At 60.1% G+C, this 22,592-nt stretch carries 24 protein-coding genes and 2 pseudogenes; 8 read left to right on the top strand and 18 right to left on the bottom strand.

Translation table 11 applies throughout. The features are described 5' to 3' along the window. Positions 1-77: 77 nt before the first annotated feature. Together WK25_RS15155 and WK25_RS15160 are read right to left on the bottom strand one after the other, a co-directional pair. Positions 78-881: a hypothetical protein gene (locus WK25_RS15155; RefSeq protein ID WP_069241873.1), complete on the bottom strand. Its 804-nt coding sequence runs from the start codon at positions 879-881 to the stop codon at positions 78-80. Positions 882-962: 81 nt separating this feature from the next. Next, a complete protein-coding gene (locus WK25_RS15160; RefSeq protein WP_156789032.1) occupies positions 963-1,709 on the bottom strand; it encodes a hypothetical protein in 747 nt (248 codons plus the stop codon). 402 nt (positions 1,710-2,111) lie between these two features. On the opposite strand from WK25_RS15160, the gene WK25_RS30465 reads away from it, so the two are divergent. The 6 genes and pseudogenes from WK25_RS30465 to istB all read left to right on the top strand — a co-directional run bounded on the left by WK25_RS30465 (position 2,112) and on the right by istB (position 8,267). Then, complete coding sequence (locus tag WK25_RS30465) at positions 2,112-2,558, top strand: hypothetical protein (RefSeq protein ID WP_083253019.1); 447 nt, start codon at positions 2,112-2,114, stop codon at positions 2,556-2,558. Positions 2,559-2,724: 166 nt separating this feature from the next. Next, on the top strand, positions 2,725-4,290 hold the full coding sequence (locus WK25_RS15165) for a recombinase family protein (RefSeq protein ID WP_069241875.1): 1,566 nt from the start codon (positions 2,725-2,727) through the stop codon (positions 4,288-4,290). Continuing rightward, entirely contained in the window at positions 4,287-5,189 is a 903-nt protein-coding gene (locus WK25_RS15170) for a plasmid partitioning protein RepB C-terminal domain-containing protein (RefSeq protein ID WP_069241876.1), read from the top strand. Before WK25_RS15165 ends, WK25_RS15170 begins: the two co-directional genes overlap by 4 nt. After that, positions 5,186-5,857: pseudogene (locus tag WK25_RS15175) on the top strand (plasmid partitioning protein RepB C-terminal domain-containing protein); the annotation flags it as partial. The gene WK25_RS15170 and the pseudogene WK25_RS15175, both read left to right, overlap by 4 nt. A 141-nt stretch (positions 5,858-5,998) precedes the next feature. Further along, complete coding sequence (gene istA / locus WK25_RS15180; protein WP_249181359.1) at positions 5,999-7,477, top strand: IS21 family transposase; 1,479 nt, start codon at positions 5,999-6,001, stop codon at positions 7,475-7,477. Next, a complete protein-coding gene (istB, locus tag WK25_RS15185) occupies positions 7,470-8,267 on the top strand; it encodes an IS21-like element helper ATPase IstB (RefSeq protein ID WP_069240801.1) in 798 nt (265 codons plus the stop codon). Before istA ends, istB begins: the two co-directional genes overlap by 8 nt. Positions 8,268-8,338: 71 nt before the next feature. Here the strand turns inward: istB and WK25_RS15190 are convergent. The 16 genes and pseudogenes from WK25_RS15190 to WK25_RS15260 all read right to left on the bottom strand — a co-directional run. Continuing rightward, positions 8,339-9,685: pseudogene (locus WK25_RS15190) on the bottom strand (hypothetical protein); the annotation flags it as partial. After that, positions 9,672-9,929, bottom strand: coding sequence for a hypothetical protein (locus tag WK25_RS15195; protein WP_059844642.1), 258 nt, complete (start codon positions 9,927-9,929; stop codon positions 9,672-9,674). The gene WK25_RS15195 and the pseudogene WK25_RS15190, both read right to left, overlap by 14 nt. Further along, a complete protein-coding gene (locus WK25_RS15200) occupies positions 9,926-10,663 on the bottom strand; it encodes a hypothetical protein (RefSeq protein ID WP_069241877.1) in 738 nt (245 codons plus the stop codon). Before WK25_RS15200 ends, WK25_RS15195 begins: the two co-directional genes overlap by 4 nt. Continuing rightward, positions 10,660-11,124 carry a DUF6511 domain-containing protein gene (locus WK25_RS15205; protein ID WP_069241878.1) on the bottom strand — a complete coding sequence of 155 codons (465 nt, stop codon included), beginning with the start codon at positions 11,122-11,124 and terminating at the stop codon, positions 10,660-10,662. The genes WK25_RS15200 and WK25_RS15205 overlap by 4 nt, the downstream gene beginning before the upstream one ends. A gap of 14 nt (positions 11,125-11,138) precedes the next feature. Then, positions 11,139-11,765 (bottom strand): hypothetical protein, encoded by a 627-nt coding sequence (locus WK25_RS15210; protein ID WP_069242013.1) that lies wholly within the window; start codon positions 11,763-11,765, stop codon positions 11,139-11,141. A 2-nt stretch (positions 11,766-11,767) separates the two neighbouring features. After that, the gene (locus WK25_RS15215; RefSeq protein WP_069241879.1) at positions 11,768-12,589 is read right to left on the bottom strand and encodes an ATP-binding protein; all 822 of its coding nucleotides are present in this window, start codon (positions 12,587-12,589) and stop codon (positions 11,768-11,770) included. Then, a complete protein-coding gene (locus WK25_RS15220; RefSeq protein ID WP_069241880.1) occupies positions 12,589-13,341 on the bottom strand; it encodes a Bro-N domain-containing protein in 753 nt (250 codons plus the stop codon). The genes WK25_RS15215 and WK25_RS15220 overlap by 1 nt, the downstream gene beginning before the upstream one ends. A 2-nt stretch (positions 13,342-13,343) precedes the next feature. Beyond that, the gene (locus WK25_RS15225; protein WP_069242014.1) at positions 13,344-13,829 is read right to left on the bottom strand and encodes a hypothetical protein; all 486 of its coding nucleotides are present in this window, start codon (positions 13,827-13,829) and stop codon (positions 13,344-13,346) included. An 11-nt stretch (positions 13,830-13,840) separates the two neighbouring features. Beyond that, on the bottom strand, positions 13,841-14,098 hold the full coding sequence (locus WK25_RS15230) for a helix-turn-helix transcriptional regulator (protein ID WP_069241881.1): 258 nt from the start codon (positions 14,096-14,098) through the stop codon (positions 13,841-13,843). 169 nt (positions 14,099-14,267) lie between these two features. After that, on the bottom strand, positions 14,268-14,759 hold the full coding sequence (locus WK25_RS15235; protein WP_226209410.1) for a hypothetical protein: 492 nt from the start codon (positions 14,757-14,759) through the stop codon (positions 14,268-14,270). Then, a complete protein-coding gene (locus WK25_RS15240) occupies positions 14,756-16,174 on the bottom strand; it encodes a recombinase family protein (protein ID WP_069241882.1) in 1,419 nt (472 codons plus the stop codon). Before WK25_RS15240 ends, WK25_RS15235 begins: the two co-directional genes overlap by 4 nt. Then, positions 16,171-16,644, bottom strand: a complete 474-nt coding sequence (locus WK25_RS15245; protein ID WP_069241883.1) for a DUF2924 domain-containing protein — start codon at positions 16,642-16,644, stop codon at positions 16,171-16,173. Before WK25_RS15245 ends, WK25_RS15240 begins: the two co-directional genes overlap by 4 nt. Then, entirely contained in the window at positions 16,641-16,856 is a 216-nt protein-coding gene (locus tag WK25_RS30470; protein ID WP_083252994.1) for a hypothetical protein, read from the bottom strand. The genes WK25_RS15245 and WK25_RS30470 overlap by 4 nt, the downstream gene beginning before the upstream one ends. 183 nt (positions 16,857-17,039) lie before the next feature. Beyond that, positions 17,040-18,875, bottom strand: a complete 1,836-nt coding sequence (locus WK25_RS15250) for a DUF262 domain-containing protein (RefSeq protein ID WP_069241884.1) — start codon at positions 18,873-18,875, stop codon at positions 17,040-17,042. A gap of 62 nt (positions 18,876-18,937) precedes the next feature. Beyond that, on the bottom strand, positions 18,938-19,807 hold the full coding sequence (locus WK25_RS15255; RefSeq protein WP_083252995.1) for an ImmA/IrrE family metallo-endopeptidase: 870 nt from the start codon (positions 19,805-19,807) through the stop codon (positions 18,938-18,940). After that, positions 19,804-20,151: a helix-turn-helix domain-containing protein gene (locus WK25_RS15260; protein WP_069241885.1), complete on the bottom strand. Its 348-nt coding sequence runs from the start codon at positions 20,149-20,151 to the stop codon at positions 19,804-19,806. The genes WK25_RS15255 and WK25_RS15260 overlap by 4 nt, the downstream gene beginning before the upstream one ends. A gap of 234 nt (positions 20,152-20,385) precedes the next feature. Between WK25_RS15260 and WK25_RS15265 the strand changes: the two genes are divergently transcribed. Further along, a complete protein-coding gene (locus WK25_RS15265) occupies positions 20,386-21,618 on the top strand; it encodes a hypothetical protein (RefSeq protein ID WP_069241886.1) in 1,233 nt (410 codons plus the stop codon). A 3-nt stretch (positions 21,619-21,621) separates the two neighbouring features. After that, positions 21,622-22,584 (top strand): hypothetical protein, encoded by a 963-nt coding sequence (locus WK25_RS15270; protein WP_069241887.1) that lies wholly within the window; start codon positions 21,622-21,624, stop codon positions 22,582-22,584. Positions 22,585-22,592: the final 8 nt, after the last annotated feature.

Consider the following 22,592-nt stretch of genomic DNA (forward strand, 5'->3'; position numbering starts at 1 on the left):
TTATCGGCCGGCGACATCCGTTTCGCCGCCCGGCCGCTGCCTATCTCATCGAGATCCAATTTTCCCGCCAGGTGACGTTAGTCTGACGATGGCTCGGACCAGAATGCGTCGCCGTCCTCCGGACCATCCCGAAGACCGACAATGCCGAGGTATAGAAGAACAGGGATGGTTTTGCGATTAGCAGCCCCCTGCAGGTCAATCGCCAGCCAGCCAAGACTGAGCCCCCACACTATCGGACCTAGCCACTCAGCCCACCAAGGGAACCTTGCAATGAGATTCTTTAAAAGCTCTTCAGCAGCCTTACGCCCAATGAAAGCGGCTATCGCTGCAACAGCGAGCCCCTGAACAATCGTCGCAGTTATTTCGGGGCCGAGCAGAGAAAATAATAACGGCAAGAAATATGCTTTGTTTTTCTTAATCTTATCGAAAAACTCATCCTGCTGATCTTTCCCTACCTTCGCTTTATCAAACATCTCACGTTGCTGCTCAGGCTTTAGTTCGAAAAACATCTTTTCAACGGTGAATTTCACCAATCTTTCAAGCTTCGCCTCGACACCGCCAATTAACTTCTGCTTTACCTTTAATTTCTTGCTCACATCCTCGATGATTTCATGGATGCTAACACCCGCCGGCTCCTCCGAAGATGTCAATTTTCTGTACGCGTACGCAATGTCTGAGCTGCCAAGATAGCGAATTTCTCGCTCTAAAATCTTTGCCAGCGACTCTTTTTGGGATCGACGGCCGCCTTGTTTAAAGGAACCAAACGCCTCGTTCAATTCGGTATCTGACGATAGGTTCGTGAAACTCTCGATTCTATCGATCAAAAACGAAAAATCATCTGCCTCGCATTTCATCAACAGCGAATTCAATTCGTATGCCATTTTTCTTCCCGTAGCTTATTGTCGTGAACTTGCCTAACTTCAATAATTCGCACCCCCAACAGATTCGTTGCGCACTTGCAATCACTCGAACTTCGAGAGCGTGCCAATTACGGCACGCAAGAGGCGTCTGGCCTCAAATCCGTCCGTCGTTTCTGCGAACCCGCGTCGAACGCGATCGGCTACCTCATAGCATCGTTCGTCGTCGCTGAGCGTCTCCAATCCGATGAGGAGCTCCTCGTCACTGGCAACAGCGTTCCATGCTGCCTCGCCGTCCCGCCATTCCAGATCGACGACGCTGCGCTCCTCGCCAGGTTTTACATAGCCCGGAGGCGCAGGAATTGGGTCGCCATTGCCTCGAATCAAGCTAACCAGCTCCCACCGCGAATAATCCTCGGTGTAGTCGTGGAACGCTTCTGCCAGAAAACCGCCATCGACTGCGGCCTCGAGCAGCACCAGCCAGCGGAGCGTCTCAGGAGACGCTGGTCCTTCGCACGACGACTTGACGTCGTCCGGTACGCTTTTCATGATCGCCTGCGCCAGCTTCTCGGGCGACACGCTTGAGCGGATGGATCCACCGCAGTGATTTTCGAGATATTTGGCCTCGCTGCCGCTCGTGTACCGGAAGATTGTCCGGCTCGGCCGGCCAACCGGGTGAAACTCACATCGCCAGTACGCACCGGATGGGGACGCGTACGGAAGAAGCAGCATCCTTCCGTAGCCATTCCGAATCAACCAGATGCCGGCCTGCAGTACCTTGGCCCCTGCTTCCATGATCACCTGCTCGGGTGATTTCTTTTCGAAAATCGAATCTTCATCAGACTTGGCCATAGGCCTTTGGTCTCCATTTTTCATGGTTCACAGCTCGCGCTCGCTCCTTCCACTGCCGACCTGTGAACAACGGCTGGATTTCGGCGGGCAATTGCTGTGAAAACCATGTGTCTACCTTGGGGACAATCGCTCATCCACCGTGAATCCGAGAAAGTTGTCCACATGCGTGTTCGTCGTGCGCACACAAACTTCAGAGGGTTTGCCGCGCGCCAAGCCATTGATCATCAATGACTTCTTCCCCTTTTGCACAGATAGGGCTCTGCCTTGTTAACTTCTACTACGTTTACACATAATTAACTATTCAATATCTATGCCCCGGTCGTCAACCAGCACCAATGAACGCATTCAATCGCGCTTACAAACGTAAGCATGATCGGGCGCCCATTCCTGCAGGAGATGTGGATGGCACTCAAGCCCTGTATTTGCTGCGGCGACCTGTTCGAACCGCGCCCGCAAACACCACATCAGACCTACTGCTCGTCATCGACATGTCAGCGAGCTCGAAAGCGTCAGTGGCAGCGGGAGAAGCTCAGCAACGATCCCGATTACCGTGACAACCAGCGGAACGCACAGCGCGCCTGGCAAAAGCGCCACCCGGATTACTGGCGCCAGTACCGGAGCGACCATCCGGATTATGTGGCCCGTAACCGAGCTCAACATCGGGATCAGCCCCAAAGCTCGTTCGGCGATTTTGCAAAGATGGACGTGTCGCCGATCGCGCCCGGGCTGTACTGGATTCGGCTGGCTGCCGCGCCAGGACGAGAGCCGAAGGCTTCGTGGCTTGTCGCTATCGAGCCGGTTTGCGTCGACTGCCCGTGCAAAAAGGATGCGTGCAAAGAGAGGACGTGATCGACATCGGAAAAGCCGGCCCGTACCGTCTTTCTCACACCATCTCTCGAACATCCTGCATGGGCGGAAATTCGGCGGCACCACGAGCTTCCTGCTCCCGGAACGCAGCCAACGGGCAACGGGGATCCGAGAGCGTTCAATCGTTTCACTCACGCGATCGGTTGCCATGTTGCAAGAAGAAGACCCCAGCGACGCCACCCCCTCGCCGGCCGTTCATCGGGCAGCAGAATATGTCCGGATGTCGACCGAACATCAGCAATATTCGACGGAGAACCAGGCAGACAAGATCCGGGACTATGCGAATCGTCGCGGCATCCAGATCGTCCGGACCTACGCGGACGAAGGCAAGAGTGGCCTGAGCATCGATGGACGACACGCTCTCCAGCAGTTGATTCGGGACGTCGAGTCTGGTTACGCTGATTTCGAGATGATCCTGGTCTATGACGTCAGCCGGTGGGGACGTTTCCAGGATGCCGACGAAAGCGCCTATTACGAATACATCTGCCGACGAGCTGGCATTCAGGTCACATACTGCGCTGAACAGTTCGAGAACGATGGCTCGCCGGTTTCCACTATCGTGAAAGGCGTCAAACGAGCAATGGCCGGTGAATACAGCCGTGAACTGTCGGCCAAGGTTTTCGCTGGGCAATGTCGACTGATCGAGCTGGGATATCGTCAAGGTGGCCCCGCCGGCTATGGTCTGCGACGCGTCCTCGTGGACCAAAGCGGTACGTTTAAGGCCGAACTGGCGCGGGGTGACCACAAGAGCCTACAAACCGACCGCGTGATTCTGATGCCGGGCCCTGAGCCGGAGGTGGCCACGGTCAATCAGATCTATCGCTGGTTCGTCAACGATGGGTTGACCGAGTCGGAAATCGCAACGCGGCTCAACGCTCAATGTATCGGCACGGATCTGGGTCGAGACTGGACCCGTGCGACTGTCCGCCAGGTGCTCAGTAACGAGAAGTACATCGGCAACAACATCTACAACCGGATTTCATTCAAGCTCAAGAAGCATCGGGTAGTCAATCAGCCCGAGATGTGGATCCGGAAGGACGGCGCATTTGAGCCCATTGTGCCGGCCGAGATCTTTTACACGGCACAGGGAATCCTACGGGCGCGGGCACACCGATTCAGCAACGAGGAGCTGCTCGAGAAGCTTCGCAATTTGTACCGGCAGCGAGGCTTTCTGTCCGGGCTGGTCATCGACGAGGCCGAAGGCATGCCCTCGACGGCCGCGTACGTTCACCGCTTCGGTAGCTTGCTGCGCGCCTATCAGGCAGTGGGGTTTACGCCGGGCCGCGATTACCAGTTTCTGGAAGTTAACCAGTTCCTGCGCCGCCTCCATCCAGAGATCGTTAGCCAGACTGAACGCATGATCGCCGATCTCGGCGGCGCCGTTGATCGTGATCCGGCCACCGACCTGCTCGACGTTAATCGCGAATTCAGTGTGTCAATGGTGCTGTCGCGCTGCCATGCTCTGGAAAACGGGCGGCGACGCTGGAAGGTTCGGTTCGACACCAGTCTACTGCCCGACATCACGGTCGCTGTCCGGCTTGACGAGACTAACCAGGTCCCACTTGATTACTACCTGCTGCCGCGCCTCGATTTCGGGCAGCCGCGCATCTGCCTGGCCGATCACAACGGAATCGAGTTTGAGAGCTATCGCTTTGACAACCTGGATTACCTGTATGGCATGGCCGCACGCTGCCGACTCCGGAGAGCCGCATGACCAAGGAACATCCCTCGATCGAATTGCAGATGATCCCGGTCGATCTAATCGACGTGCTGAATCCCCGAGAACGGAACGCCCGGGTATTCAACGAAATCGTCGCGAACATCAAAGCCGTTGGTCTGAAAAAGCCCATCCGTGTCACGCCTCGAAACGGAGGCGGGGGATCGAAACGCTATCTGTTGATTTGCGGCGAGGGGCGACTCAAAGCATTCCGGGCGCTCGGCGAAACACATATCCCGGCACTCGTCGACTACGTCAACGACGAACAGGCGTTCATCATGAGCCTGTCGGAAAATATCGCGCGGCGCCAATATCAACCACTCGAGCTACTTTCCGGCATCGAGCGCCTGCGCGATCTGGGATACGACAAGAAAATCATTTCCGAGAAGACCGGGCTGAGCATCGAATACATACAGGGAATCCTCTACCTGCTCAAGAACGGCGAAGAGCGTCTGTTGGCTGCGGTTCAGCGTGGGCGCATTCCGCTCAATGCCGCCATGACCATCGCCGGCGCCGGCAACGACGACAAGGCAATCCAGGCCGCGTTACAGGATGCCTATGAGTCCGGGGCGCTGCGCGGAAACCAGCTGATACAGGCTCGTCGCGTCATTGAAAGGCGACGAACGCAAGGAAGATCGCTCGCGCGCGGCGCCTCGCGCGTAAAGCCAGAGGTGACCTCATCGAGCCTCGTTCGGAACTACCAACACGAAGTCGAACGCCAGCGGCTGATGATCAAGAAGGCCGAGGTGACTCAACAACGGTTGCTGTTCATCATTGAGGCCTTACGTCAACTGCTCGCGAATGAAAATTTCACCAATCTGCTACGTGCAGAAGGCCTCGAAACGCTGCCGAAATACCTGGCCGAGCGGGTCTGGGAAGGGAGCCACGTCGTATGAGCCAGCCGCCCCTTGGGTTCGTCCCCGAGCCTATCACCGTTCTGCTCGACAGGATCTTGCCGTCGCGGAAACCGCCTGAGGGCGTACTAGAGTCGAAGAAGTTCAAGACCATCCTCTCGTCGATCGAGGAAGTCGGTCTGATCGAGCCACTCACTATCAGCAAGGTGGATCCGAGAACGGGCCAGCATGTCCTGCTCGACGGACATATCCGGGTGCTTGCGCTGCGGCAACTCGAATTCGTCGACGCGCCGTGTTTCGTCGCACTTGATGACGAAAGCTATACCTATAACAACCGGATCAATCGCCTGTCCACGATCCAAGAGCACTTCATGATCCGGCGTGCCGTCGATCGCGGGGTCACGCCCGAGCGACTAGCAAAGGCCTTGAGCGTCGACGTCAGCCACATCGTCAAGAAAATGAATCTGCTTGACGGGCTCTGTCAGGAAGCGACGGAGTTGCTGAAGGATCAGCAGTTCTCTCCGAATCTCGGGGCCGTGTTGCGCAAAATGAAACCGACCCGGCAGATTGAGTGCGTCGAGCTGATGCTCGCTGCGAACAACATCACTGTTGCGTACTGCCAGGCACTGCTTGCAGCAACGCCACCCGAGATGCTGGTTGGGGAGGCGAAGCCCAAAAAGATCCCGGGCGTCACTGCCGAGCAGATGGCGTGTTGATGTCCACGCAGAACTGACCCACCTGAGGCTGTAGTTTTCATCGAATTTTGACCCACGTGATTGAATGCCCTGCTCAATCTTTGAGCAGGGGATACAGAGGTGATCACGGTGGGCATATTGGCCAAGATCAGGCGGATGTATTTCCGCGAGAAGGTCCCGCTGCGCGAGATTGCGAGGCGCACGGGCCTGTCCCGGAACACGGTGCGCAGCTGGCTTCGGCAGACGGATGCCGTTGAGCCGAAGTACCCGAAGCGCGTCAGCCCGAGCGTCGTCGACGAGTGGGCCGCGCAACTGACGGGCTGGCTGCGGGCAGACAGTCATCGCCCGAAGCGTGACCGGCGCACGGCCCGGTTCATGTTCGAGGCCATCCGCGGCGAGGGCTATGCCGGCAGCTACGGCCGCGTCAGCGCCTTCGTGAGACGCTGGCACGAGGAGCAGGCTGCAGCACCGCGCAGGAAGGCCTATGTACCGCTGGCCTTCGAACCCGGCGAAGCCTTCCAGTTTGACTGGAGCTGCGAATACGCCTTCATCGGCGGGTTGCGGCGACGCCTGGAGGTCGCCCACGTCAAGCTCAATGCCAGCCGGGCGTTCTGGCTGGTCGCCTATCCGACCCAGAGTCACGAGATGCTGTTCGATGCGCACGCCCGCGCATTCGCCGCGTTCGGCGGCGTGCCGCGCCGCGGCATCTACGACAACATGAAGACCGCCGTGGACAAGGTCGGCCGCGGCAAGGAGCGCGCGGTCAACGCCCGCTTCGAGGCAATGTGCGGCCATTACCTGTTCGAGCCGGAATTCTGCAACCGTGCCGCCGGCTGGGAGAAGGGCATCGTTGAGAAGAACGTGCAGGACCGGCGCCGCCAGATCTGGCACGAGGCTGCGCTACGACGCTGGGAAACGCTGGAGCTTCTGAACGAATGGGTCGCGGGCCAGTGTCGTCAGGCCTGGCAGATGCGGCACCCGCAGTGGCCCGAGCTGACGGTCGAGGACGTGCTGCAGGACGAGCGCACCAGGCTGATGCCCAATCCACGCCCGTTCGACGGCTATGTCGAGCAGACGCTGCGGGTGTCGTCGACCAGCCTCATCCACTTCCAGCGCAACCGCTACAGCGTGCCCACCGAGTACACGAACCAGCTGGTGAGCGTGCGCTGCTATCCGGCATATCTCAGCGTCGTCGCCGACGCCCAGGAGATCGCACGCCACGAACGCAGCTTCGAGCGGCACATGACCTTCTACGACTGGCGCCATTACATCACGCTGGTTGAGCGCAAACCCGGCGCGTTGCGCAACGGCGCTCCGTTCGTCACGATGCCACAGCCGCTGCAGCAGTTGCAGCGGCACCTACTGAAGCACCCGGGAGGCGATCGCATCATGACGCAGGTGCTCGCCGCGGTGCGCGAACACGGACTCGATGCCGTGCTGCTTGCCGTGCAGGCAGCGCTGGACTCGGGACGCCCCAGTGGGGAGCACGTTCTGAACGTGCTGAGCCGGTTGAAGGCACCCACCACGAGCACCAACCTCGCGACGACGAAACTCCAGCTTACCGAAGAGCCGGCCGCCGACGTGAGCCGCTACGAAACCCTGCGCGCCAACCCACCGGAGGACCGTCATGTCTAACGACATCGCCGCCCAACTCAAGGGGCTCAAACTGCATGGTATGGCGAGCACCTGGCCAGAGCTGCTGGCGCAGTCGCGTCACACGGAGTTCGCCCCGGAGCGCTTCATGAAGCAACTGCTGATGGCTGAGACGGCGGAGCGACAGGTGCGCTCGATCGCCTACCAGATGACCGCCGCTCGCTTCCCGGCTCACCGCGACCTGAAGGGCTTCGACTTCGCGCAGGCACACGTCGACGAAGCGCTGGTTCGAGAACTCAGTGACCTGTCGTTCCTCGCAGGCGCACACAACGTCGTGTTCATCGGTGGCCCCGGCACCGGCAAAACGCACCTCGCCTCAGCGATCGGAATTGAGGCCGTGCAGCGCCACGGCAAGCGCGTGCGTTACTTCTCGACCGTCGAGCTGACCAACGCACTGGAGCAGGAGAAGTCCATCGGAAAACAAGGCCAGATCGCCCATAAGCTGATGTACGTCGACCTGGTGATCCTCGACGAACTGGGCTACCTGCCGTTCAGCCAGACCGGTGGCGCATTGCTGTTCCACTTGCTCTCGAAGCTGTATGAACACACGAGTGTCGTGATCACCACCAACCTCAGCTTCGGCGAGTGGGCGACCGTGTTCGGGGACGCAAAGATGACGACGGCGCTGCTGGACCGCGTCACCCATCACTGCCACATCGTCGAAACGGGCAATGAATCCTGGCGCTTCAAGTCCAGTTCTGCCAAGGCGAAGACAACCAGAAAGAGAGCAGCAAAAGCAGCAGGCAGTGAGGAGTTATCCACACCGGAATAGATGTACTACGCTGTCTCGGGGTGGGTCAGATTTAGATGAAAACGGTGGGTCAAGATTCGGTGGAAATCAACAGCCGTGGTGACCCGAGTCATCCGGTCGGTACGGTCGTGCGCACGTTGCCTGCCAGTCGTAAGATCGACCACGCCACCCGGCGTGTTGAGCAGCCACGGGTCGGCGTCCCATTCGGCGGTGGTGGCCGCATGTCGGCGATCCGATCGAGCCAGCCGTTCGACACCAGCGACCGTGCCAGAACTGGCGAGCCTGGCGGCAATCTTCGGGTTTTCTGCACGCACGGCCGTGTGACGGCACACGCTACGGATCAGATCGGTCGCGGCCAGGGTGTCTTCGGAGCGCCAGCGTTGGCCGTCCCACATCATCCAGCGCCCCCATGCGCACACGTAGCGCCAGTCGCGGTGATAGCGACGGGTGAAAGCCAGCGCCAAGGCGTCCTCCGTGCCCCACACGGACTCATCGCTGCCGACGGCGGACTCCTGCTCGACGTCGATGGCATAGATCTGCGCACGCGGAGCGTGGGTGAGAAAAGCCGCAAGGTCGAAACCCTCAGCCACGGCGTCTGCTGCATCCCATCCTTCTGATGCTTCCTCAGGCGGATACAGGATGTGGCAGGATTTTGCGCCCACCGTGAGGATGGCCTGCGCTGCCTGCGTGGCGTATTCCCAGCCGGGTTTGTCCCGGTCGGGCCAGATGAGCACGGCCTTATCTGCAAGTGGAGACCAGTCGGTCTTCTCGACGGGCGCGTTCGCACCGTGCATCGCCGTTGTAGCGACGATGCCTGCGTTGATCAGTGTCTGCGCGCATTTCTCGCCCTCGACCAGGACCACCTGCGAGGCGCCGACCATGCCCGGCTGGTTGTAAAGCGGGCGCGGATTGGGTGGAGACATCTTGCGACGCTTTGCATCCCAAGGCCGGAATTCCTTCTTCCGGCCTGGCGGGTCGTAGCGGTAGACGACAGCGATCAGCTGACCACTGGCATCAAGGTAGTCCCATTTCGCCGTGGCCGGGCCAAGATCATCGACCGGCGCCTCCTTCGGCGTGCGCAGTCTGGACATGGGAACGCATTGCCCGATTAGCTCTCGGGCCTGCTGCAGCACGCGCAGAAAATCCACCTGCGCATTGACACCAAGCCACGCTGCGATCAGGTCGAAAATGTCGCCACCGTCGCTAGTTGCGCGATCGGTCCACAGGCCAGTTTTCTCGCCTTCAAGCACGACCTCGAGGCTGTCGCCCGGACTGCCCAGGACGTCGCCCACGAGGAACCGGCCCCGACGTCGCTTGCCCGCGGGAAACATGATGGTCAGTACCGATTCGAGTCGAGCCAACAATGCCGCGTGGATCTCATTTCGCCCACTCTCAGGCAACGAAGCCGATGGCTGCGCTGTATCGTTAAAGTCCAGCATCGACGCCCTCCTCATGCGCTGTCTGATTGATGATGGCTTGCCGCGCTTCAGCCCATGCGACCAGTTCATCGAGCTTGAAGCGCAAAAGCTTGCCGACGCGGTAATGTGGCAACTTCAGGCGTTCACGCTCGCAGGCATGCGTGAGCCAGTACATCGGCAGATTCAGACTGACCGCCGCCTCGCGTGCCGAGATCAGACGCTCACCGAGCATGGCGGCAAGCGGAGTCGAGACGTGATGATTCATGGTTGCGTCCTCCAGCAGCGGTCCTGCCACGCGCACATCCGACATTCGAAGTGGGTAGGATCGTTGAAAGCGCGCGGCAAGCGTTCACCGGCATCGCTCGCGCTAATAACAGTCACAGCGCGATCAGACATGCGCTGGGCGAGCACCGCATCGAACGGAACCAGTTCGATGTACAGGTCCATCGTGTCGGCGTTGATTGCCGTGAACACGGCGGGATGCTCGTGCAGACCGAGATAGGCCTGGTAGAGCGCGACCTGTGCGGCATAGATGGGTTTGGCGACGGCGAGCCGGTGCTTGAGCAATTCGCGCCACGACTTGCCGCCGAGGCACTTGTTTTCCCAGAGCGCCGGATAGCTGACGTCGTCGGGGCCGCCTACGAGCACACCATCGATGTGCCCTTGCAGCCGGCCGTCGAGTGCCGAGAATCCAAACTGCTCGCCATCGGCCTTGCGCGTGCGCAGATCGAATCCGGCATCACGCAGCCACGCGACCATGCAGTCCTCCATCACATGGCCACGCTCGAAGATGCGCAGCATGCGGCCCGGAACGTCGCGACCGTGATCGACAGCAGTGCGCTCGTACTCGTACTGCAATGCACGTTCGCACGCGGCTCCCAGACGCGAGGCACCGAGATATGTGCGACTGCCCTCACGCTTGCTCGTGCGCTGCATGCCGGCATCGATCAAGGTGGTAATCCGTTCCGACAGCGTGGACGAAGAATTGAAATCCATCATTGCGCGACCTCCCACGGCAGGTCGTCTGCCATATCGGCAAACGGATCGCGCGGTGGCGTCGTTCTGCGCACGGTGGACTGGCGCGTCGCCTCGTGGTGCGAGACCATCTGTTCCGTCCAGCAGGTGACGATCGCGTCAATCACACGCAGGGCTTCTTCCTCGGCATACGCGCCAAGGGGCTTGTCGAAACCAATCTCGCCAGCGGCTTCGCCGAAGGCCTTGAGGCACCGCTTCATTGCGGCGCATTCGACTTCAGTCGGATCAATCATCGTGTTCTCCGCAAGGGTTGCGCCGCCGTCCAGGGCACGAAGCCTGGTGCCGTACAACGCATGGAAGGCGTCCTGGCAGCGTCGCGAGCAGAACGCCCAGTCAATCGGGTAGCGCCGGGGATTGCCGATACCGTGACGGGTATCGGCATGCGTGAGTCCCCGGGCCTGACGGGTGCAGACCCAGCATTTCATTGGGGATCTCCGCGTCAGGCCCAGGCAGGTTTGCCCGCCGGTGCCGGTCGGGTCGTGGTCGGCGCGGGACGGAAAGTTGGCGCGGTCTGTGCCGGAGCACCAGACTGGCCGCCGGAGCCCGAAGGCTTCACGGCACTCCCCATGAATGCGGGGTAGTCGGCGTGATCCGGTTCGACCGCCATGCGCACGACGTTGCGGTCATCGCCGCGCGCATCCTTCTCGATGTCCACGCGCACGATGAACTCAATGCCATCGAGATCGGCGAAGCCCTCGATGCGGCGGGCAGCCGATGCCTGCGGACTGTTGTCCTGCGGATGGACGTGACGAGCGCTGTTGAGAATTGCGCGGATGAAGCTGCGCCCCATCTGCCCCCAGGTCGGCCCCTTGCGGGAGTGGAGGCCGATGTTCGTCCACATCTTGCGTTTGGCATACGGGCCGTCGGTCACGACAAATTCACAGGCCAGATAGACTGAGCCCGTCTCGAACGATTCGGTCGCGTACCCGCCAGTCCAGCCCTGCTCGGGATCATCATGGCCACCGGGCTTGATGGTCATGCGAACCGGTACGACGGTGCCCTTCGGGATCAGCTCAAAACCAGCGTGCTGGGCGTCGGCATCGTTGAAGTCGTTCCATTGGGACATGATCAGTTCCTCGTCGTCGGGGATTGGGTCGCTGCGGCTGCGCATTTGCGGATCAGCGCGTGGAGATCGGGCGGCTCGAGCAGGTCGAGCTGACCAGAGCGATCCTTGGCCGGATAGCCGTAAGGGTTGAGCGTGTGGGTGACGAATGCGCGATAGGAGGTGCCGTCGTCGGCCTTGATCTCGGCGAGCGTGACGACCTCGTCGACGATGCCGGGCAGCTCGGCGGCAGTCTTCGAGCCTTCGATCTGCGGGGTGAACACCTTGCGGTTGAAATCGTCGACGCGCTCGTCGAGAATCGCGACGAACACGACGTTCTTGCCGCGTGCATGCTGCAGGTGGGTCAGTGCCGCGAGCATTTCGGTGCCGAGCAAGCCATAGGCCCCACGCATGTCGGGCTTGCCCGTGCGATCGGACACGGCCTGCGGCTGGGTTCTGGACCAGACCAGTGCCAGGCGCGCGAGCACCGTGATGCTGTCGACGAAGTACGTGTCGTAGCGCGTCAATTGCGCCGGATCGCCGAAGCGTTCGCATACGTGGTGGAAATGCGCGTCCGAGAACGGCACCTCCGGTGGCAGGGCCGGGTTGGGGCCTGCGAGGAACACGACGAGATCGCGGAATTCCGGCCAGGTAGCCGGGCGCATGCAGTCGCCTTGCCAGTCGCGCACTGCGAGGTCACCCGCCTCGAGATCGACGAACAGGGTGGTGGCCTCGGGCAGCGTCCGGAGCAGGCTCGTCTTGCCGATACCGCTCTTGCCGAGCACGGCGATCTTGACGCCCTGGCGCTCGGCTAGCCGCTGGTCAGCGGTGATGATGGGAAGCGCCATTACGCGGCCTCCTTCAGCAGATCCGCGACTGCCGGATTCCAGAGAATCTGGTAGCCCGAGTGACCGTTGCGCGAATACGGCATGGCCTCGGCCCACGCTTCGCCAGCCGAGGTGAGCTCCCACTCGTCGCGGTCATTGCGCATCTGCAGGCCGTGACGTGCGAGGCGCTGGTTGGCGGCTTTCGCCGAGATGCACAGAAGCTGGCCAACCTGCGTGGCGTTGAGCGAGCAGATGGGCGCATCCGCAGCGGGCAACGCGCGGCGCAGCGTTTCGACGGCGATACCGGTGTTCTCGTGGATACAGGTCAGCGTTGCAGCCATCGCAATGCCGGCCTTGACGCCAGGCACCTTCGCTACGGCCTCGCCGATTAGCAGGATCGACGACACGCGGTCCTGGGTCGGTGCGGGCAGGCTGGCGACGGCGTTGTAGCTGCCGGTCTTGCGGATCGCTGGCAGCACCTCGCTCGTGACCCAGCGCTTGAAGCGTTTTGCCGCGTCCTTTGTGCTGCCGATGATCAGGGCATACAACCCCGATTCGTTGACGTGGTTGGTACGTTGCGAGCGACCGATAGCATCGATGGTGTCCAATTTCTGGACATCATCGTCATCGACATGAGATTCCACAGCTTGGCGCGGATTGCCGAACTCGAGCACGGCGCACACATCGTTGGCGTTGAACCACGGCTGGCCAGCGTCGTCGACATGGACGCGCACTGCGTGGGCTTCGAATTCGAACGGAAGGATATTCGTCATGGTCAGGCTCCCATGTCGTTGAGGAGGGCCAGGCGGAAAGTCGGCTTACCGGGTTTGGTGGTACGCGCCGACGCAAACTGCTCGCGCAATGCCGGCGGCCAGTTCGAGAAGCGTGATTCGGGAATCGACAGCTCAACGTCGACGTAGTCCTCGGCTCGCTCACCGGCAGCCGTGATGCGTGCGGCCATCTTGGACAGGCCTTCCTGGTCCCAGGACACGCGGCGCGGCAGTTCGAACGTGATGCGCAGCGCCCCGTCGGACACGTGCGTGGTGCCGAAGTCGCGACCGGAGTCACGCAGGGCTGCGCGAGCCTGTTCGCCGTAAGCGGCATCGAGCGCCGCGTCGAACTTCGCGCGGGCCGATTTCAGCCATTCGCTGGCTTCGGCGAGGTTGCGGTGGATTTCGGCTTTCTGGGCCGCAGGAAGCGTCGCGAGCTGGGCCACGGACATGGCCGCGAGGTCGGCGGGGAAGATCGTCATATCGGTCATGGCGAACTCCATTAGCGAACCACGCGCCCGGAGGTCGAGTCGTGCAGTGCGCCACGCTCGAACTCGAGGATCGCGTCGAGCGGATAGCTCACGCGCTTGGAGAGCTTCAGGTACTTCGGCCCGCGCCCTTCGCTGCGCCAACGTTGCAGCGTCTTGGGGCTGATGCCCCAGCGCTGCGCGAGCTCGTTTTCGCTGAGCACCCGGCGATCGCCGGGGGAAAAGATCGCCTCGTGGTGCGACCGGGTAACACCGTCTGTCATCGTCGTCATCAAAGTCTCCTGTGACGCTGTTGAGGAACAGGTGTCATTTCAGGATTTCGATGGCGAACCTTTAAGGGAACCATTGGCGAACCACGCGGAAACTTCTGGTTCGCCAATCCGCCAGGTCAAAAAAATGGCGAGCACTGCGCTCGCCGTCGGGAAAAATGGTGCTGGAAATTCAGACTGGACGTTCGGGGAATCCGAGCAGCCGGCGCTGCTCGGCCCAGTCTCGGGGTAGCAATGCTGCGCGGCCGCGCAGCGCGTGAAGATCCAGTTGGCGCGGTTGCCGTCCGTCGAAAATCGCCTCAATGATGTCGGGCGCAAGCAGCGTCAGGCGCAGCACCTCGGCCACCCAGCCGGGCTCGAGCTTCAACGTCCGCGCCAGCTCCGTGGCCGTCGCATAATGGCCCTGCTCGATCTGCCGCTTCCAGTAGAAAGCCTTGCCGAGCATGCGAATCATCGGCAGGTCGATTCCGCCGCCCGTTGTCGCGGAGTGCTCACCCGGTGGCGGGATCAGCAGCTTACGGTTGTGCCGTCGTTTCACGGACAGCGCTACGGTCGTGACGCGCTGCGTGCCGTCGTAATAGCTGCGAGAACCGCCGGCCACCTCGACGCGGATCGTGCGCGGATCCGGCGGCAGACACTTCGCGCCCATGGTCTCGCGCTTCATCGCGCCACCTCCATCGCGTCCGGGCGAAATTCCGCGACGAGCGGGTGCGCGCTGATGTCCTGACCGAGGCCGAGCCAGCCATCCTCACGCCAGTGGATGTCGAGTCCCAGCGCATGCAGCTGGACTCGTTCGATCAGGAGTCGCGCGAGCCGCTGCTGCTCCGCCGGAAACAGCTGCTCCCACACCGCGCCGATGCGCTGCATGGCCACGACCACCTGTGGTTCATCGAGCGCCGCGCCGGCGGGATGCCGTTGGCATGACCGCCATGCGCCGATCAGCACCTCGGGCGCGCTCAAGGCCGCATGAATCTGGACCAGCACGGCCTGCTCGATCTCGGCTGCGGGCAGATGGCCCGTGCCGGGGATCTCCGGAGCGAGCGTCGCGCCGGCATGTCGGCGCTTATGCAGGTAGGGCACGTAGTACCGGTAGATCCGGCCGCTTTTCTTGCGCACGAACGTGTGTAGCATGCGCTGGCCATCCGGTGCAAAGAGCAGCCCGGCGAGCAGTGCCGAGTGCTTTGTGCGCCGCTCGCGTGGGCCCTGCTGGCGTCGTTCAATGAATGCGTGCGCAGCGTTCCAAAGTTCCTGCGGCACTATGGGCTCATGCTGCCCGGCGAAATACTCGCCCTTGTGGTGGATCTCGCCGAGATACACGCGGCTGCGCAGTACATGGAAAATGAACTGCTGGTCGATCGGACGACCAGTACGGTGACGCCCGTCTTGCGTGACCCATGCCTTGGTGGTGCGACCTTCGATGGCGAACTCGCGCACGAGACGCGCCGCCGATCCGTGTTCGCCATACCGCCGGAAGATATCCCGCACGAGCATGGCCTCCGGCTCATTGACGACCAGTCGCCGATCGACGACGTCGTAGCCGAGCGGCGGCATGCCACCCATCCACATGCCACGCGCCTTGCTCACGGCAAACTTGTCGCGGATGCGCTCGCCCGTCACCTCGCGCTCGAACTGCGCGAACGACAGCAGAATGTTCAGCGTCAGTCGCCCCATCGAGGTCGTCGTGTTGAACTGCTGCGTGACGGCGACGAAAGAGACGCCGCACCGATCGAACACGTCGACGAGTCGAGCAAAATCCGGGAGACTGCGCGTGAGCCGGTCGATCTTGTAGACCACCACGATGTCGATCGTGCCAGCCTCTATATCGGCAAGCAGTCGTTGCAATGATGGCCGATCGAGATTACCGCCGGAATATCCGCCGTCGTCGTACCCGTCATTCACCGCGATCCAGCCCTCGTGACGCTGGCTTGCGATGTAGGCGAGACCCGCATCGCGCTGTGCTTCGAGGCTGTTGTATTCTTGATCGAGGCCTTCGTCGCTGGACTTCCGCGTGTACACGGCACAGCGTTTTTTCGGGATGACCGTTGCAGGCATGGGCGCGATGTTGCGTGTCCCCTTCATGCGACCTCCGCTTTCCGCCGACCGGATTTCAGGCCAAAGAAAGCAGGTCCCGACCAGTTACTGCCGGTGATCTCGCGCGCGATCGCTGTGAGGCTACGGAAGCGGATGCCCTGGTAATCGAAGTCGTTGATGCCGCGCACGAGCACGCGATGATCGATGTCGTTGTAGGTGCGGGTGATGACCGTGCCGGGAAGTAGGCGTTCGCCGGCGCGATGCACCTGTCGCGGCATGATGCCAGTTTCGCCTATCTCTTCGAGCTTGCGGCGAAGCGATGCACGCAGTCCGCCGAACGCTCGTTCCTGCATCCGGTAGGCAAGCCGGGTTTCAATCCAGATGCGATTGTGATGGTTCGGGCGCTCGTCGAAATACTCGTCCCACAGTGCCCACAGGCTGTCGATCGGCAGATGGGGAAGCTGGGCAATGCGTGCCGTGATGGTCGGGGCGCCAGGCTGACCTGCGTGTGTCGTCATGAACGAACTCCAGTCGGTTGAGAGGGGTTCGTATTGACGCGCTCGTGGCCGAAGAAGCCAAGGCCAACCGGTTCGCTGCGATCGTAGGCCGACCCTGCCAGATGTGCGCGAAGCCGTAGCAGCGCGACGGCCAGCAGGTCTATGATTTCCTGCTGCGGGTGCCGGGGCTTGTCGGTAAGCACCGGAATAGCGACAGGTTGGATATCAGACATGGTGAGCGTTTCTGTGGAAAACGCTGCTCATGCTATGAGCCGAAGATACTTCGCGTAACGTGATTTAGCGGGAGTGCGCGTGAGTTGGCAAACGCCCGCGTGGGATGGCGACCACAGTATTGACCGCCATCCGATCCGGCGCCGTTGATTGCTTCCATGCCTTGGCTGGACCCTTGGCGTCTTTCAGACGTCGATGGGCGATGTCTTCCAAACGTCCTGCACCAAGGTTATCAGCAGCGCGTGACGGGCATCGATGGTCTTTGCATCCCAAACAGGAAATGCCTTCAGCTTTTCATTGATTCGGGAAATGGAGGTGTTCTGACCGACGTTGGTCAGCTCAACCAAACTGCGCGTAAGATAGTTCCCGCTTTTGCAGTACTCGGCCTGTTTCTTCGCGTAAAAATCATTGCCGGCGACAATATTGATCGGCTTCTCTAACAAAGTCAGATTACCGAGCCGGTTTTTGTAGCCGTCGTAATCCGCACCGGGATTTTCCTCAGCCCACTTGGCACGCAGTTCGGGCGTTGGCGTATTGGGCAGAATATGCTCGATCTCCAGACTGGTAAACGGGCCCAAGCTACCGGGCGTTTTCAGCCCGCTGAAAGCCATATCAACATATTGCGTCAGACGTGCCAGCAAATAGCGCGTGCGGTATTGCTGCATCGAATACAGGGTGAAGCGTCGCAACGCATCGACCAGTTCCTGAGATTTTCCGGCCATGCTCGTATCAAAGCGGTCAGCAATGAATGCGTTGAGCTGCACCTTCTGCTTCATCGGATCTGTGACGGCGGCAATGGTGCGAATTTCATCGGCCCATTGAGAGAAGTTGCGCTCCAGATCTTTGGTCGGCGTCTTCGTGAAGATGTAGTAGAAGAGGAAGCTCTCCAACTGCGCCACGAAGTGATCAAACAACGGCTTGGGGAAATTGGCGGCCGCCAGCAGCAGAACGTAATGCAAGCTGAATGCGCCACCGGCCAACCGCTTGAGGCTATCCATCGCCAAACTGGGCTTGCCGTCATTACCCAGCCCGTTGGCAAAGGCCAGATAGTGCTCGACGTTACGGATCACCTTGCGAACGAACTCGAAGGGCTTGTTCGCGTAATCGCACATGGCCGCGTTGTCCTTGGCCACGAACCAGTCATAAATTTCATCCTCGCGCACCACCGAGTCACCACGCTCGTTCTTAATCACGTAGTTGGCCATCAGGAAATAGCGCAGGAAGCGCAGCGGCTTTTCCTTTTCTTTCTCCAGCGGCTTGGTGATTTTCTTCCACTCGTCCTTGAGCTGGGTGAACTGCGATTGATTGACCTGCGTGAACAATAGGTTCTTCAGCAGATCCATCGGGTTCAGACCTACGCCGCGCTCGTTGATGGTCTCGAAGATCTTCAGCGCGCTACTCACGTCGGTGGATATCTGGATGAATACCACGTTGTTGGCCAGATAGCCCCAATACTTCTTCAGCTTGGCGACGTCGTCGTAGTTATCTTTCAGATAGTGGTACAGCGTGCTGTAGGCATTGACCAGATTTTCGAGGGAGCCGAAGCTGGCGATCCCTGAAGCCTGAATGCCCGTGCGCACAGCCTGTGGATCGGCATCCAACTCCACCAGCTTGGTCATCACTTCGGCCGCATTCTCGTAACGAGGCTCCAGCTTCAGATTCGTGCGGACCTCGCCGTCGCTGTCCACATAGCTGGTCGATATCAGTCCGGAAATCATTTGCCGTTGTGGCTCACCCTGGAACAGATGCTTCAGCGCGCACAGCAGCAGGAAAAATGTGGTCAGGCGCTGCTGACCATCGATGACCTCGTAGTGATTCTTTTGATGGGTCGGCGACACCAGTACGGTGCCAATGAAATATTCCCGCGTCGTGCTCCCATCGATCTGCTCACCGATATCCTCCAGTAGCTGATGCACTTCCTTGTCCGTCCAGACGTACTCGCGTTGGTAGTCCGGGACGATGTAGAAGCATTCCCTGAAGGCCTCCTCGATGCTGTACTTATGGTTTTCAATACGAGCCATTTATTCCCCGATCAGTTATTCAACACAATCGCTAACGCGATGAAAATCCCCGCCTTCATTTGTCATCTTGTGCCCGCTACATTCCAGCGACGCGGCTCCGCATCCTCGAGCAGCAACAGCGTGAGCACGCGATCACGCGCGGCATACGTATGCTTGAATTCGTGGAGTTTCATGTACGGCGCTTCGTCTGTACACCATAGCGACGCCGGAAGTTCGACGCCGTCTCGCTCCTGCAAAACACTGGTGTCTGCGGCGATGGTTCCTGGCAACGGCTCGACGGGATTGGTTAGCCGCTGAATTCGTGCTTTGCTTAGAACAGCAGATCGACTGCGCCACTCGTATTTTAGGAATCCGTTGTCCCAGTGCAGCAGGATGGCTCGAACGTCAGTGTATTTTATGAAACGAATGCACAGTGCCTCAAAAGACACCTGAAAACGTGACGCGAGCTGACTCAGCAGATGCAGACTGATGGTCTGCCCGGCCATTGCGTCTCGCAGCACGTCACCCGGCAGCAGCAGATTGCTCGCAAAATCATCCGCCTCGCGCTCAATCACCGCAAGAGTGTCCTGTCCCGAGTACACGCTTGCCTTATCGCACTGAAAAGACATCTGGCGATCCCGGTGCAGAATAAAATGCCCAAGCTCGTGTGCTATCGTGAATCTTTGGCGCTCCGGACTGGCGTTACCGTTATAGAAAATTCCCCACTCGGCAGCATCGTTCGGATTACGCACCAGCATACCTTCACAGCTGGCGATTGGCGAAGGCATCGGAGCCTTGATCTCGCGAACACCCTTTCCATAAGGTGTACCAGGCAATCCTTGGCGAACCAAATCAAGGTCAATCACATCGGGTAGCCCTGACGGAAAGGCTGTGCGCAACAGCCGCAGGATCGCTGTCGCCGCCGTGAATCCGTTGAGCGCCACCGCGTTCATTGCGCGTTCCCGCCATCCTTACGGGAGCCGAACATCAAATTGAGCGCATCCCGATAACGCTGTTTGTCGCCGTCAGTCATGCCCGCGTACTCCCGAAAGAACGCGACATCTTCCGGGGTTGCCTGCGGAACGTCCTTGGGCGCTTCACCCATCAAATCCTCGACCGTGACGCCCAGCAGCTTGGAAAGGGCATAGACGCGTTCTGCCGTCGGTCGTTGCCCCTCCCTCATTTCCAGCTCCCAGACATAAGCCTTGGTACAGCCGATCTCGTCGGCGACCTGCTGGAGAGTCAATTTTTTTGCTTCCCGCAAACGGCGCAACCGTATACCGAACGCCGAAGCCATGGCGCACTCCTGTTTCGATGGGTCAAGTTCGCTAAACCCGAGAGTATAGCAATGAGATACATCTATGCAATGGTTGTTTCAAATTGATTGACAAGAGGAAAAGAGAGGGACAGAATCCCTCCCAGTATCTCAAAACTTTACTTATTTTAGATTCTGTTTGGCGAACCCAGTCGCCGGCTAGCGACCAGAAATATCGGTCCCCAGCCTCCGACATCTTCAGGAAGAACCGAAGCAATGAAAAAGACGCATGTCGATATTTTGCTCGAACTGCCGGTGGATGGAGCGCTGCGCGGTTTTCTGACGTCCCATGGGCTGCCCCTACCGGCTGGCTTCGACTGGAACCAGGCGGATACCACGTCCAACGCGCTGGTAGATGCCGTTCACGATTGGCCCGATGCCGCCGCCCGTGACCAGATGATCGGCAACCTCATGGCGAGCGTCCGTCTCGGCGACGCAACAAGCAGGCAGGTGCTGTTCGAGGCGGCGATGTGGGACAGCGCGGCACTCACGGGCCTGACGCTGTGCGGCAGCGACCTGCACCGGTCGTTCTGGCTGTATGTGCATCACCCCGAAATCTTCGAACGTGCGCTCGACTTCAACTTCTGGGAGCACCACGGGCCACAAACGCAGCAGTACGATCTGGGCATCGCGTGTGAACCGGATTCGTCCACGGTAGCTCTGGACGCTTTGCGCGGTGCCATCTCCGATTTCTACCTGCGTGAGCTGCAGTGCGGTGACAGCAGCGTGGCTCACCTCGTGCAACGCAGTCCAGGCGTGTTCCTCCTGACCGTCCACGTCAAGGATCTGGCGACGCTGCGCCTGGAGTTTGAGGGCTCTAATCTGAAGCGCCACGTTGGCAATCCCAATATCCAAATGGCACTGGAATACTCTCGTGCCACGGGCGTGGTCCGCACGCTTGTACGTGGAGGAGCAAAATACCAGCAGATGCTGGTCGATGCGTTTGCAGAGCATGTTTTGGGCACCAAGGTGAGCGCTCAACGGCTCAAGTCGCCGACGCTCGATCTGTCTTCGCTGCGTACCGGTTTCGATGTGCCGGAGGTCTTCGAGGATGGCTTTGCAGTCGTCCAACTCAAAGCCCTCACGCTGCTCAGCCCGGACAGTGAGCTCAAGCTCGAGTGCGTCGCCATGGCCTCCAAGGAGCAGCGATCTGTTCATGAGTTGCTGCAGGAAAAGCTGCCGGCCCCGCTTGCTGATCGCTGGACCGTGACGGCGGCACAAATCAACCTCTACTATCCGCCCGAGCCGGGCAGGCGCGCGAAGGTAGTTTCCGTCGAAGTGACCAGCAAGGGGAGGCTGAACCTGCATCAGTTCGATGCCCGCTTGCAATCGCAGCTGGAAGGCTATCTGGTCAAGGTCGGCATCCTCCAGAAAGGACAGATGCTCAATGCGCAGGAAATGCCGCCCGGGGCTGATGCGGTCGGATCGTCGCCGGAATCGGTAAATTAACCGATGACCTCGCACGAATCCTGGTCACTGATCTGCCGGCTGTTTTCCGGCGGGACACCTGTATTGCGCGCCGCGCTGTCGCCGCGCGAGATCAATGTCCTGCCTGCCGTCGGCCACGCAATCAAGCAGGCGATGCTGGACCGCGATTTCGTGCTTTGTCCGCACTGCCAGCAGCATAGGGTACAGGTCTGGGGTGATGGGCACGGCAGTCGGATGTGCCGCTGCCCGGACTGTGGGCCGGTCGCCATCGATCGGGACGACGGTGCATCGATGGCACTGGATGAGGATTGGCTACGCCGAAAACTGCGCACCGCCCTCGAAATCAACAGCCGTGACGGCATCGACGATCTGGGGAATGGCGTCTGGCGTCTGGGCAATGCCCGCAGCATTCCAGTACTGCTTGCCCGCGACCCGACGCGCATCTGGCATGAGCCTGCTCTGCTCGATCGAGTCCGCGTTGACGGGCAAGTCATCCGGCTGATCACGCCTCGCTCGCAGCTACATGCTCCGCCCGGTGCTGGAGTGGAATGGCTCGCGATCGAGGAGCGTTTCGCACTCTACGGTGACACGCTTTCGTTCATCGACCCGGGCTCGCCAGCCACTAAGGCGGTCACAGCCGATCCAGCCATACCGGTGAACGGTCCATTCTCGGCTGACTTCCGCTGGGTCACGCTACCAAATGGCAACGGCTCGCCAATCCACTGCACCGAAGCTCAGGCCAAGGTATTCAATGCCCTGTGGTCGTTCAATGGCCAAGAGGTCACCGCCGATCGGATCATGCAGCGGGCGGGGCTCGCCAGTGACAAACCAATCGACGTGTTCAAGGTGAAAACCCGCGATAAGGGCAAACCGGAATACGAACAGCCGTTGGCAGCCTATCGAGCACTCGTCATCACTCAACGGCGCCAAGGGCTGTATTCACTCGCTTGTGCCCCTACGGCCATGCACGCATCTTTCACGCAATAGAAGTCAGA

The organism is Burkholderia latens (assembly GCF_001718795.1).
GTDB lineage: Bacteria > Pseudomonadota > Gammaproteobacteria > Burkholderiales > Burkholderiaceae > Burkholderia > Burkholderia latens_A.

Bases quoted from the DNA above. Each gene is read 5' to 3' on its own strand.
- WK25_RS15240 (WP_069241882.1), bottom strand. From the start codon at position 16,174: ATGAAGGGGACACGCAACATCGCGCCCATGCCTGCAACGGTCATCCCG.
- WK25_RS15235 (WP_226209410.1), bottom strand. From the start codon at position 14,759: ATGAAGCGCGAGACCATGGGCGCGAAGTGTCTGCCGCCGGATCCGCGC.
- WK25_RS15260 (WP_069241885.1), bottom strand. From the start codon at position 20,151: ATGGCTTCGGCGTTCGGTATACGGTTGCGCCGTTTGCGGGAAGCAAAA.
- WK25_RS15250 (WP_069241884.1), bottom strand. From the start codon at position 18,875: ATGGCTCGTATTGAAAACCATAAGTACAGCATCGAGGAGGCCTTCAGG.
- WK25_RS15255 (WP_083252995.1), bottom strand. From the start codon at position 19,807: ATGAACGCGGTGGCGCTCAACGGATTCACGGCGGCGACAGCGATCCTG.
- WK25_RS15245 (WP_069241883.1), bottom strand. From the start codon at position 16,644: ATGACGACACACGCAGGTCAGCCTGGCGCCCCGACCATCACGGCACGC.
- WK25_RS15195 (WP_059844642.1), bottom strand. From the start codon at position 9,929: ATGAATCATCACGTCTCGACTCCGCTTGCCGCCATGCTCGGTGAGCGT.
- WK25_RS15225 (WP_069242014.1), bottom strand. From the start codon at position 13,829: ATGACCGATATGACGATCTTCCCCGCCGACCTCGCGGCCATGTCCGTG.
- WK25_RS15200 (WP_069241877.1), bottom strand. From the start codon at position 10,663: ATGATGGATTTCAATTCTTCGTCCACGCTGTCGGAACGGATTACCACC.
- WK25_RS15170 (WP_069241876.1), top strand. From the start codon at position 4,287: ATGACCAAGGAACATCCCTCGATCGAATTGCAGATGATCCCGGTCGAT.
- WK25_RS15160 (WP_156789032.1), bottom strand. From the start codon at position 1,709: ATGGCCAAGTCTGATGAAGATTCGATTTTCGAAAAGAAATCACCCGAG.
- WK25_RS15270 (WP_069241887.1), top strand. From the start codon at position 21,622: ATGACCTCGCACGAATCCTGGTCACTGATCTGCCGGCTGTTTTCCGGC.
- istA (WP_249181359.1), top strand. From the start codon at position 5,999: ATGTATTTCCGCGAGAAGGTCCCGCTGCGCGAGATTGCGAGGCGCACG.
- istB (WP_069240801.1), top strand. From the start codon at position 7,470: ATGTCTAACGACATCGCCGCCCAACTCAAGGGGCTCAAACTGCATGGT.
- WK25_RS30470 (WP_083252994.1), bottom strand. From the start codon at position 16,856: ATGTCTGATATCCAACCTGTCGCTATTCCGGTGCTTACCGACAAGCCC.
- WK25_RS15205 (WP_069241878.1), bottom strand. From the start codon at position 11,124: ATGAAATGCTGGGTCTGCACCCGTCAGGCCCGGGGACTCACGCATGCC.
- WK25_RS15220 (WP_069241880.1), bottom strand. From the start codon at position 13,341: ATGACGAATATCCTTCCGTTCGAATTCGAAGCCCACGCAGTGCGCGTC.
- WK25_RS15265 (WP_069241886.1), top strand. From the start codon at position 20,386: ATGAAAAAGACGCATGTCGATATTTTGCTCGAACTGCCGGTGGATGGA.
- WK25_RS15215 (WP_069241879.1), bottom strand. From the start codon at position 12,589: ATGGCGCTTCCCATCATCACCGCTGACCAGCGGCTAGCCGAGCGCCAG.
- WK25_RS30465 (WP_083253019.1), top strand. From the start codon at position 2,112: ATGGCACTCAAGCCCTGTATTTGCTGCGGCGACCTGTTCGAACCGCGC.
- WK25_RS15210 (WP_069242013.1), bottom strand. From the start codon at position 11,765: ATGTCCCAATGGAACGACTTCAACGATGCCGACGCCCAGCACGCTGGT.
- WK25_RS15165 (WP_069241875.1), top strand. From the start codon at position 2,725: ATGTTGCAAGAAGAAGACCCCAGCGACGCCACCCCCTCGCCGGCCGTT.
- WK25_RS15155 (WP_069241873.1), bottom strand. From the start codon at position 881: ATGGCATACGAATTGAATTCGCTGTTGATGAAATGCGAGGCAGATGAT.
- WK25_RS15230 (WP_069241881.1), bottom strand. From the start codon at position 14,098: ATGACGACGATGACAGACGGTGTTACCCGGTCGCACCACGAGGCGATC.